Raw genomic sequence first — 11,915 nt, forward strand, 5'->3', positions numbered from 1 at the left:
GCCCTTTTCATATTTCAGTACCTCATAACAAGAGGCACAATTTTATTGTCTATGATCTAAAATATTTCGTTCATTTATAATAAACTGGCTGCGGGAATTCTTCTTTGCCTGAATTCTTTCTTCCGCAAGACGGTCAGCTGCGATATATGTTGGTATTTGATCGCGGTTCGAAATCGCAAATACCTGCTCCAGATTTTTGTATATGCGCTGTACATTATGTAATGCACGCTCACGATTGTAACCAATTAATTCATCAGCAACATTTATTACTCCACCAGCATTAATTACATAATCCGGTGCATATAAGATTCCTCTTTGATGCAGGATATCACCATGCTCATGGCTTTTCAGCTGATTATTAGCAGATCCTGCAACTACCTTGGCTTTTAGTCTCGGAATTGTATTATCATTAATGGTCGCACCAAGTGCACAAGGTGCATAGATATCACAATCCACATCGTAAATATCATCTGGATCTACTGCTTTTGCGTTAAAATCATTCTGCGCGCGCTGAACTGCATTCTTATTGATATCTGTTACTATTAACTCGGCACCTTCTTCATGCAATAATTTACATAAGCTGTAAGCAACATTTCCGACTCCTTGAACAGCAATGACTTTACCCTCTAAGGATTCTGTTCCAAAAGCTTCTTTAGCTGTTGCCTTCATTCCTTGATAAATTCCAAGTGCAGTAACCGGTGAAGGATTTCCTGCTGCTCCGCTATAAGAAGTCACTCCTGTAACATATTCTGTTTCCAGCGCAATTTGATCCATATCCGATTCATTAGTGCCTACATCTTCAGCGGTAATATATCTGCCGCTTAAGCTTTGGATATAGCGTCCAAATGCACGGAACATTTCCGGATTCTTATCCCTTTTAGGATCTCCTATAATGACTGTTTTTCCGCCGCCAAGATCTAAACCGGCAGCAGCATTTTTATATGTCATTCCTTTTGCCAGCCGCAGTGCATCCTCAATTGCTTCTTCCTCTGAAGCATAAGTCCACATTCTGGTTCCTCCCAGTGCCGGCCCTAACGTAGTATCATGTATTGCAATAATAGCTTTCAGTCCTGATTGTTTATCCTGACAAAAAAGCAGTTGTTCATAATCATATTTCTCCAAGTAATTAAAGATTTCCATATTTACCCCTCCTGAATAAATCACGATAAATTATTATCTAACTTATATTTATCTATAAAATTTTAAATATGCTTTAAGTCGGATGATTATCTTCATCCTCTATTTATATAAATCTGCAAAATATTGCAGAATATATTACTCAATCCGATATTTTTCAAGCTTATAATAGAGATTGCGAACAGATATTTGTAGAACTTTTGCTGTTTTAGTCTTATTTTTATTACATTTCTGATAAACTTCCTGCAAATACATTTTTTCATAATGGTCCAGTGCTTCTTGTAATTTTAGCGGTTTCTCTGTTTCCACACTGCCTTCTGAAAATGTACTTTGCTTTGTTTGAAGTTCCGGTAAATGAGATACTTCAATCTGTTCCTCTGTATTACCAATAAATATCATGGAATGACTTATCACATTAGCCATTTCTCTTATATTACCCGGCCAATGATATTGCATCAGCTTATCCAGAGCTTCATCAGATATCCCCTGAACATTTTTCCCATATTCTTCATTAAGCTGATAAATAATATGTTCGACCAGTACAGGTATATCCTCTTTCCGCTCCTTTAATGATGGAATGGATATTGGCAGTTTATTAATCTGATAATAAAGATCCTCCCGAAACTTCTTATTCATAACAGCCTTCTCTAAATTAATATTCGTCCCGGCAATAACACGGACATCAACAGAAATAGGCTTTGTTGCTCCAACAGGAATCACCTGGTTCTCTTTTAGCACACGCAGTAATTTTTCCTGAATAGTTAAGGAGAGATTACCAATCTCATCAAGAAAGATGCTCCCATTATTAGCCTGCTCAAACAAGCCTTTTCTGCCTATTAATTTCTCATCTGCTGAACCAAACAATTCTTTCTCAAGCATTGATTCAGACAATGTTGAACAATTAACGCGGAGGAATTTATTATATTTGCGGTCACTTTCATGATGTATAGCATGAGCGAACAGCTCTTTACCAGTACCTGTTTCTCCTCTTAAAAGAACAATTGCCGGCGTCTTTGCACCTACTTTTGCCTGTTCTAAAGCAAGTTTCATTTCTGGTGAATTGCCGATAATATCATCAAACGTATACCTTGCCTCCAAATTACGGATAATCTGCCTAGCTCTTTTTAACTCTTTTGTCACAGATTGTAATTCACTGACATCATGAAGTACACCGACACTGCCTTTCATTTTCCCTTGAACAATAACCGGTGCAACATTTACAATGACTTCTTTCCTTGCAGGGCCAACCTTCATATGTACTCCGCGAACAGCACGGCGGGTTTTTAAAACCTTCAGATGAACACTGTCTCCTTCAGATATATCCACTGTTGCCGGTTTACCAATTACTTCATTTTCTGTTAACCCGGTTAAACGTGTATAAGCAGGATTAATAATTAAGCCATTTCCATTTTCATCAACAACACTGATAGCTTCATCAGAAGATTTAATAATTGCCTCCAGCATTGTTTTTATTTCATTTAAATCTGTATTTTCTTCTGCTAGTTGGACTACTTCTGTAATATCCTTGAAAACAGCAAAAGCTCCAACCAAATCACCAGTTTTATTAATAATTGGTATACGTGATGCAATTACTTTCTTGCCGTTATCTAAAATTGTTTTTTGGTTTAATTCTTTTCTCTGACTTCTTAAAACATGTGACAAACGGCTGGTTTTCAACAGTTCTTTTACATGCTTCCCTATGTAGTCTCTTTCCTTTTTGCCAAGAATCTGTTCTGCCCGCCGATTTAGCAGCTGGACCTGCTCGTCTTTATTAACAACAATCATACCGTCATTCATATGATTTAAAATTAATTCCAGGCGGTTTGCCTGTACCTTTACTTCATTCGTTAATATTGTCTTTTCATGAATTAATTCATAAATAATATTTGCTACAGATCCGGGAATAATGATTGTTTTTCTAGGAAAGAGCTCTATCATTTTTTCAAATAAATCTTCCTCGCCTGTTACATTAACGACTATATCAATATTATGGTGAATCCACTCTTTCCATTCTGTGCTTGTATGAACGTTCATCTCTTCAGCTAACTTCATGGCAGGAGCATTCGGATCCTTGTCAACAATTGCACAAATTTTCATTCGTTTTGTTTCTTTAAATAGGCGAAATAATGCTGTACCACCTTTTCCAGCGCCGACTATCAGGATTTTCTTCATACTTTTCATCCACCTTGAATTTATTTGCACACTTTCATCATACGATACCATGCATAATTTAGCAAACGAATTCTATTTCTATTTTTCGACTTATTTTGATATACTTATGTCGATGTTAAAAATATAATGGAAGTACATATCAGTTTAAAAGTGCTCAATAGAAGAAGTCATTGGAAGTATTTATAAAGGAGTTCGAGTTTTATGCAAAGAAACCTCGCTCTAATCATCCTGTTTATTCCCGGGCTGATTGCAGCTTTTGGCATTAAATTAATGCGTGATACGCTTTTTAATGAGTTCTATCCTATTTTTATTTACGGAAGTATTCAATTTATTGTCGGTCTGATATTATTTGCAGGCGGATTGGTTTTTCTCGGCGGCTTTATCATTTATAGAGACAGGAAGAAACGTAACCAGGAAAAGAAAACGCAAAGCTGAAAAATTCTGTTCTATATAGAGACAGAATTTTTTATTTTATTGCGGCAAATCATCAGTAAAAGCACTGCTGACTCAAGTTTCATTTATATGTAATGCAACTTTGAATTCATACTCTGAAAACATCTCAGATCATCTTTAATAATCCATTATTAAAACTTGTTTTTTATTCCAGATTAACTGAAATTGTAATTTTAAAATTAATTTAGCGGAATGAAAGCGTTATTTTCGTCGTTTTTCTTTCTTTTTTTCGTTTTCCACTTTAATTTAACAGAAAATATGTTATATTAATAAAAATAAAAAATACCAAGTATTAAATCTTCATATTATTTTAGTAGTTTATGGAGGAAATTTTGAAATGGGGGATCATCAAATGAAAGTAGCAAAATTTGGAGGAAGTTCTGTAGCAAATGCAACACAAATTAAAAAGGTAGCGAACATAATTAAGTCAGATCCCTCCCGAAAGGTTATTGTTGTATCTGCGCCAGGAAAACGTTTCTCCGATGATGTAAAAGTGACGGATTTGCTAATAGACCTTTGCTATGCAAAACAAAATAATCAAGATTATGAGCAGCATTTACAAAGAATCTTGGAAAGATTTCAAGAAATTATAAATGATTTAGAGCTGGGTAATGATATTTTAGAAGATATCCAGCAAACGATTGAAAAATATCTGCAATTCGATACATCGCCATTAGGACAGCTGGATGCTTTAAAATCTATTGGAGAAGACAGCTCCGCTAAAATAGTAAGTGCTTATTTACAACGGTTAGGCTTAAATGCAAGTTATGTTAATCCGAAAGAAGCAGGAATTTTTGTAAGTAATGAGCCCGGGCAGGCTCAGCTGTTACCCGAAAGCTTTTCTATTATTTATCAGCTCCGTGAACGTGATGGCGTTTCAGTAGTTCCAGGATTCTTTGGTTATTCTAAAGAAAATGATTTAGTTACCTTCTCGCGTGGCGGGTCAGATATTACAGGAGCTATTCTTGCTGCCGGTACCAAAGCAAGTTTATATGAAAATTTCACAGATGTAGATTCTGTTTTTGCGGTAAACCCGAATTTCGTGGAAAATCCAAAGGATATTACCGTATTAACCTATAAGGAAATGCGTGAGCTTTCTTATGCAGGTTTTTCTGTTTTTCATGATGAAGCACTTATACCTGCGTTTAAAGAGCAAATCCCAGTTTGTATTAAAAACACAAATAATCCAGATGCGCCCGGCACTATGGTCGTTGCTGAAAGAGATGCTACAGACCAATGTGTTGTCGGAATTGCAAGTGATGTCGGCTTCTGCAGTTTATATGTAAGTAAATTTTTAATGAACCGTGAAGTCGGTTTTGGCAGAAAGCTTCTGAACATTTTTGAGGACGAAGGAATCTCCTTTGAGCATGCTCCTTCAGGAATTGATGATATGTCTGTTATTTTTAGAGACCACCGGTTTACACCGGATAAAGAACAGGTGGTTATCGACAGGATCCGTAATGAATTACATGTAGATACCGTAAGTATTCATCGTGATTTAGCTGTGATTATGGTTGTTGGAGAAGGATTAGTAAATACAGTTGGTGTTGCAGCCAAAGCAACTGCCTCCTTTGCCAAGGCAGGTATTAATATCGATATGATTAACCAAGGATCTTCTGAAGTATCTATGATGTTCGGTGTTCATGCTGTTGATTTGGAGAGAGCAATTCAATCATTGTATAAAGAATTTTTTACTGAGGATGAATCTAATTTAAAGTTTCCTTCTGTGTCAGCAAAAGGTCATTAATAACTTTTAAACACCGTTTTGAGCAGATTGTCTGTTTAAAGCGGTGTTTTTTCTATCTCTGAACAACCTTGCTGATTCCCCCTGATTTATGAAACAAAAAATATCGCTTCAAACATATAATACTTATCTACTGACAGGAAGGTTGTTGAATACTTGAAAAATGCTTATAAGGCACCTCTTTATTTGCAATATCTTGCATGCTTTTTATCATTGTTGGACCGCTGACTATATGAATCATTTATCAAAAGCAGCTTTTCCTGGATAATTAGCAAAAAATGAAATAGAAGTAAACGAATCGTCCTTACCAGCCCATCATTGTAGCAAAACTGCTGAAATTTGGGTATATCCTCCCTCGGAAAATATTAGTGAAGTGTACTGTGTTACCCAAAAGAAAATGAAGAACTCCCTATAGAATCTAAAAAATACGAAAACAACCATCAAAAATTGGGAGTAACGTATCTCTTTACTAACGACGGTAATGAAAACACTATATTTAACCGCATATAATACCGAGGCGGTGGTTTAGAATTCATTTATATTACCTATCACTTTTTTGATCAAATAAAAAATCGTTTTATCATCTCCATCTCTATAGCTACACCTATTTTAGCCGGAATCTATTTTATTCTATATCGAAGGAGTAAGCGTTAGTTCTTCGTTAGCGAGATGAAATAACGTTTATTTGTACGCCTTCACCAGCATTGTCCGACAGGTGAACGATGTGCGCAAACTCTGTCTCGGAACACGCTTTAGAGTCATCCTTTTTCTTATACTTCTATATTGTGCAAAAAAAGATACTGTGCAAGTACGAATAGTACTTGCACAGTATCTTATAATAAATATTAAATTTACAGTCATTTTTATAGAACGAGACAGATTAACTTTGCTTAAATCAACGTTCTAAGCAACACGAGTTAATAGTTGGTCAAATACTGCTCGCGCTCCCATGGATGCACAGTAGTTCTAAACATATCCCACTCTATATCCTTCGCCTCAATAAAGTGTTCAAATAAATGCTCACCTAAAGAATCTACAAGCACTTCATCCTGTTCAAGCAGGTTCATTGCTTCCTTCAACGTAGACGGTAAATCTTTTACACCATTTTCTTCACGTTCTTTTTTATTCATTACATAGATATTGCGGTCAACAGACTCTGGAACTTCTAACTCTCTCTTAATACCATCCAAGCCCGAAGCCAATAGAACAGACAATGCCATATATGGGTTTGCTGTCGGATCTACACTGCGGACTTCTACTCGTGTACTTAATCCGCGGGAGCTTGGAATACGCACAAGCGGACTGCGGTTTGAAGCTGACCATGCTACATAACAAGGCGCTTCATAGCCCGGTACTAATCGTTTATATGAGTTCACTGTCGGGTTTGTTACTGCAGTGAAGTTTGTTGCGTGTTCAATAATTCCGGCGATAAACTGATAAGCCGTTTTACTTAACTCTAATTCACCTTTTGTATCGTAGAATTTATTTTCTTTGCCATTGAAAAGAGACATGTTCACATGCATTCCAGAGCCATTCACTCCAAATAAAGGCTTCGGCATAAATGTTGCATGCAGATTATGCTTTCTGGCAATTGTTTTTACTACTAATTTAAAGGTTTGAATATCATCCGCATGCTTTATTGCATCAGAATATTTAAAATCAATTTCATGCTGTCCAGGTGCAACCTCATGATGGGATGCTTCAATCTCGAAGCCCATTTCTTCAAGCTCTAAAACAATATCACGACGGCAATTTTCGCCTAAGTCGGTTGGGGCTAAATCAAAATAGCCGCCATGGTCATTTAATTCCAATGTAGGTTCTCTATTCTCATCCAGTTTAAATAAGAAGAACTCCGGTTCTGCACCAATATTAAACGCATCAAACCCTAATTCCTCCATTTTTTCCAGGTTGCGCTTCAGGTTATAACGCGGGCAGCCTGCGAATGGAGTACCATCCGGATTATAGATGTCACAGATAAAGCGCGCCACTTTTCCTTTTTCGGAAGTCCAAGGAAATACGATGAATGTATCCAAATCAGGGTGCAGGAGCATATCTGACTCCTCAATACGTACAAACCCTTCAATACTGGATCCATCAAAAGCCATTTTATTATCTAAGGCTTTGTTTAATTGGCTTAAAGGAATTTCAACATTTTTAATCGTCCCGAGCATATCTGTAAACTGCAGACGGATAAAACGTACATTCTCCTTCTTAATCTGACTTATAATTTCTTCTTTGGTCAATTTCTTAGCCATTTGTTCTCCTCCTAAAAATCTTTGATAATATGAAAAGAAAGTCTTCACTACATTGGATGTGCAGTCAGAAATCTTTTTAACCTGATACTAGCGTTTCACAAAAAAACGTGCTAATTCCCCTTGTCTCATACTTGCTTTTCCGTATCTGCCTGCTTCATTTAATTCGTTCTTTAAAATTCCTCTAAGCTCTTCATCGGTCAGATTAGCTGGAGTTTTTTTCTTTTTCTCCGGGACTGCCTCCAGAATTTCTTTTTTCTCTTCATCCAGCAGAAGCTTAATTCCAGCCATATTTAATCCTTTGTCTAAGAGATCTTTGATTTGAAGCAGCCTGTCTACATCATTAAATGAAAATAGACGCTGATTTCCTTTTGTCCGCTCTGGAGCGATTAAATCATTTGCTTCATAATAACGAATTTGTCTTGCAGTCAGTTCGGTTAATTTCATTACTATTCCTATAGAGAATAAGGGCATTGAACGACGATCCATATCATTCAAAAGATGACCCCCTTCTTTGTTAATGTGTTCAGTATATAATATGTCAGATTTAATGTCAATTAAGTGTTAGGTTCTTTAACATACAAATCGTGCTTTACTTTCTTTTTCCCGTTGGCTAAGAAATTAAACCTTTATTTTCCAATGTTTTCACAGCTTCGACAATAGCAATTTTCACATGTGTATAGGTTAATCCTCCTTGAACATAGGCTGTATAAGGAGGACGAATTGGTCCGTCTGCCGATAATTCGATACTTGCTCCTTGAATAAATGTACCTGCAGCCATAATAACCTGATCCTCATAACCCGGCATTTCACTGGGATAGGGTTTTACATATGAATTTATTGGTGAATTCTCTTGAATTGCCTGACAGAAAGCAATCATTTCCTCGTCTCTGTTAAATGTAACTGTTTGTATCAGATCTGTTCTTTTTTCCTGATATGAAGGGGATGTTTTAAAGCCTGAAAGCTCTAAAAATCGCGCTGTAAATAAAGCCCCTTTTAAAGCCTCTCCTACTGTATGCGGAGCCATGAAGAAGCCCTGATACATTTCCTGAAGCATACAAAGAGAAGCTCCTGTTTCTTTGCCGAGACCAGGGGCTGTCAGTCTGTTAGCACATAAATGGATGAGGTCTTTGCGACCCGCAATATAGCCCCCAGCCCGTACCAGTCCTCCCCCAGGATTTTTAATAAGAGATCCCGCAATTAAATCGGCGCCGACATGCAAGGGCTCCTTTATTTCTGTAAACTCCCCGTAACAGTTGTCCACAAATACAATAACAGAGGAGTCTATTTCTTTTACGAAAGCAATCATTTCTTTTATTTCATCAATTGTAAAGGAAGGTCTTGTACCATAACCTTTTGAGCGCTGAATAGCAATTACTTTTGTCTCTTTTGTCCAGCTTCTTTTTATCTCTTCAAAATCAACTTCTCCTGTGTTTTTTAAAGCAACCTCGCGATAGCCAATTTGAAAATCGGCGAGTGATCCTTCTTCTTTTCCCGGCTTTCCGATTACTTCCTCCAATGTATCGTATGGATGTCCTGTAATGTAAACCAGCTCGTCCTGCGGGCGCAGTACACCGAATAAAGCGGTTGTAATAGCATGTGTCCCGGAAACTATTTGCGGACGTACAACGGCATCTTCTCCGCCAAATACTTCGGCATATACTGCTTCTAATCCTTCTCTGCCCAAATCATCGTATCCATAGCCTGTTGTTCCCTGCAGGTGTGTATCGCTGATCCGATGATTCCTGAAGGCCTCCAGGACACGTCTTTGATTTTTCTCTACAATTTCTTGAATATACTGATGACCTTCCAAACAATCTTTTTCTGCTTCTATAACTAGTGATTCTGCATGCATTTATTTACTTCTCCTCTACAAAACGGTGAAATGGATGATCTTTTCTGACATAACCCTGAACATGAAATTGATTTGTTTCTTCCAGCAGCTCTTTTTTAACTACTAACGCAGCAGATTGCAGCTGATATATTAAATCTCCTTCACTCGAATCTAATACAATGTCAAATAAATCCCATTCTTCCTTTAATACCTCTTCTATTTTTGCTAATAATGTTTGTAAATCTTCTTCTTTCAATGCACTGATTTGAATATTAGGGAATTGATTAGCAAAAAAGAAATCTGCTTTCAGCTGGTCCTTTTTATTATAAACAGTCAATACAGGGATATGGCCGGCATCTAATTCAGTTAAAAGTTTACGGACTGTTTCCTGCTGCTGTGATAAATCAGGATCAGAAATATCCACTATATGCAATAGAAAGTCTGCTTCCCTCACTTCCTCCAGAGTTGATTTAAACGCTGCAATAAGTGCAGTAGGGAGATCTTGAATAAAGCCTACCGTGTCCGTGATTAAACTTTTCAATCCGCTGGGCAATTGAATGCGACGGGTAAGTGGATCCAAAGTCGCAAATAATTGATCTTCTTCTAACGACTGGCTATTTGTCAAACGATTAAAAATAGTCGATTTTCCGGCATTTGTATAACCCACAATGGCAATTTGAAAGACATCGTTTGCTCTCCTCCGCTTTCTATACTGATCGCGCTGCTTCACTACTAATTGAAAACGACGTTTTATATCATAGATTCTTCTTTCAATATGCCGGCGGTCTGTTTCTAATTTTGTTTCTCCCGGACCTCTTGTCCCGATTCCACCGCCCAGTCTTGATAAATTTGCCCCTTGTCCATGCAAACGGGGAAGCAGATACTCCAATTGAGCCAATTCTACTTGGAGCTTCCCTTCCTTTGTTTGTGCACGCATTGCAAAAATATCCAATATTAATTGACTCCGGTCAAGAACACGAACATCCAGTACATCTGCTAAATTGCGGACTTGACCAGCCGATAACTCATTATTAGCTACAACTAAATCAATTTCCTCCGTCTCTACAATCCGGGCAACCTCTTGAAGCTTCCCCTCACCGATATAAGTGGCTGGATGGACACGGTCCCGATTTTGCGTAATCACATGCTGTACCCGACCCCCGGCAGTTTTACACAAAGAGATCAATTCATCTAAAGAAGATTGAAATTGACGTTCTGGTTTTTGGGATTGGTTAACCGAAATTACTAATACATTTTCTAATGTCATAGCCTACCTCTTTCTTATAGCTTTGGTACATAATTTTTTTGCTTTCCTGATGCGAAAAAAATGCCCTATATATATCATACCCACTATTTCTATTCTAGCAACAAATCCTGCTCTGTTAAAATAATTAAATCCCTGGATACAATCTGTTCTGAGGTCAGTAATCGAACTGCCTGCATACGTATTGCTTTTTCAATTACGTTTCTTACATATCTTGCGTTAGAAAAATTAATTGTATCCTCCCGGAGTTTTCTTGTTAAATGATTGCGAAGCTTCCATTCTGCCGGCTTAGATAGTTGATATTGTCTTTCCGTAAGCATTCGGCTACCAATATTTAATAATTCATCAACAGAGTAATCATCGAAATCTAAAATAAATGGAAATCTGGATTCAAGACCAGGATTCATTGTAAGGAAACGATCCATTTCCCGGGGATAACCTGCAAGAATCAATACTATATCCTCTCTTGAGTCTTCCATATGTTTTACCAGCAGGTCAATTGCCTCTTTGCCAAAATCCTTTTCCCCGCCTCGTGATAAGGAATATGCTTCATCAATAAATAAAACACCGCCCATCGCCTTCTGTATGACGGCTCTTGTTTTTTGTGCTGTCTGCCCAATGTATTCCCCTACTAAATCCGCACGTTCTGCCTCGATAAAATGGCCCTTGGAGAGAATATTTATATTATGATAGAGCTTTGCTAATTTTCGGGCAACCGTTGTCTTTCCTGTTCCAGGATTCCCTTTAAACAGCATATGAAGAACCTGTTTTGAACTTTTTAAACCTTGCTCCTTCCTCTTTTCATTTATAAGAATATTTGCGTAGATTTCTTTAATAGACGTTTTTAAATCATCTAAGCCGACAAAAGATGCAAATTCTTTATCTATTATTTCAAGTGGCGAATGTTTTTGCTTTTTTACACGGACCTCTCTGCCGGGCTGCTGTGTATTCTCGTGTAAAATGATATTAATACGGCCATTTTTATAACCTTCCGCTTGTGCCAATTCTTCATCACCCCTTATTCATTAACAATATACGCAGATAACTGAAAAGGGGTGA

Annotated in this window: 9 protein-coding genes; 2 read left to right on the forward strand and 7 right to left on the reverse strand. The window is 37.3% G+C overall.

The window, feature by feature from the left end; all coding sequences use genetic code 11:
* Positions 1-42: 42 nt before the first annotated feature.
* On the reverse strand, positions 43-1,140 hold the full coding sequence (locus OSO01_RS00905; protein WP_147207856.1) for a Leu/Phe/Val dehydrogenase: 1,098 nt from the start codon (positions 1,138-1,140) through the stop codon (positions 43-45).
* Positions 1,141-1,275: 135 nt separating this feature from the next.
* Entirely contained in the window at positions 1,276-3,309 is a 2,034-nt protein-coding gene (locus OSO01_RS00910; RefSeq protein ID WP_147207857.1) for a sigma 54-interacting transcriptional regulator, read from the reverse strand.
* Between the two features lie 201 nt (positions 3,310-3,510).
* Between OSO01_RS00910 and OSO01_RS00915 the strand changes: the two genes are divergently transcribed.
* Both OSO01_RS00915 and OSO01_RS00920 read left to right on the forward strand, forming a co-directional pair.
* A complete protein-coding gene (locus OSO01_RS00915) occupies positions 3,511-3,744 on the forward strand; it encodes a DUF2627 domain-containing protein (RefSeq protein WP_147207858.1) in 234 nt (77 codons plus the stop codon).
* Positions 3,745-4,114: 370 nt separating this feature from the next.
* A complete protein-coding gene (locus tag OSO01_RS00920) occupies positions 4,115-5,509 on the forward strand; it encodes an aspartate kinase (RefSeq protein WP_147207859.1) in 1,395 nt (464 codons plus the stop codon).
* A 914-nt stretch (positions 5,510-6,423) separates the two neighbouring features.
* Here OSO01_RS00920 and glnA read toward each other — a convergent pair.
* The 5 genes from glnA to spoVK form a co-directional block, all read right to left on the reverse strand.
* Positions 6,424-7,761 carry a type I glutamate--ammonia ligase gene (gene glnA, locus OSO01_RS00925; protein ID WP_147207860.1) on the reverse strand — a complete coding sequence of 446 codons (1,338 nt, stop codon included), beginning with the start codon at positions 7,759-7,761 and terminating at the stop codon, positions 6,424-6,426.
* Between the two features lie 87 nt (positions 7,762-7,848).
* Complete coding sequence (locus OSO01_RS00930; RefSeq protein WP_281289808.1) at positions 7,849-8,256, reverse strand: MerR family transcriptional regulator; 408 nt, start codon at positions 8,254-8,256, stop codon at positions 7,849-7,851.
* A 115-nt stretch (positions 8,257-8,371) separates the two neighbouring features.
* Positions 8,372-9,613: a methionine gamma-lyase family protein gene (locus OSO01_RS00935; protein ID WP_147207861.1), complete on the reverse strand. Its 1,242-nt coding sequence runs from the start codon at positions 9,611-9,613 to the stop codon at positions 8,372-8,374.
* 4 nt (positions 9,614-9,617) lie between these two features.
* The gene (hflX, locus tag OSO01_RS00940) at positions 9,618-10,859 is read right to left on the reverse strand and encodes a GTPase HflX (RefSeq protein WP_147207862.1); all 1,242 of its coding nucleotides are present in this window, start codon (positions 10,857-10,859) and stop codon (positions 9,618-9,620) included.
* A gap of 89 nt (positions 10,860-10,948) precedes the next feature.
* A complete protein-coding gene (gene spoVK, locus OSO01_RS00945; protein WP_147207863.1) occupies positions 10,949-11,860 on the reverse strand; it encodes a stage V sporulation protein K in 912 nt (303 codons plus the stop codon).
* Positions 11,861-11,915 lie beyond the last annotated feature (55 nt).

This window comes from Oceanobacillus sojae (genome assembly GCF_007991515.1).
GTDB classification, from domain to species: Bacteria; Bacillota; Bacilli; order Bacillales; family Amphibacillaceae; genus Oceanobacillus; species Oceanobacillus sojae.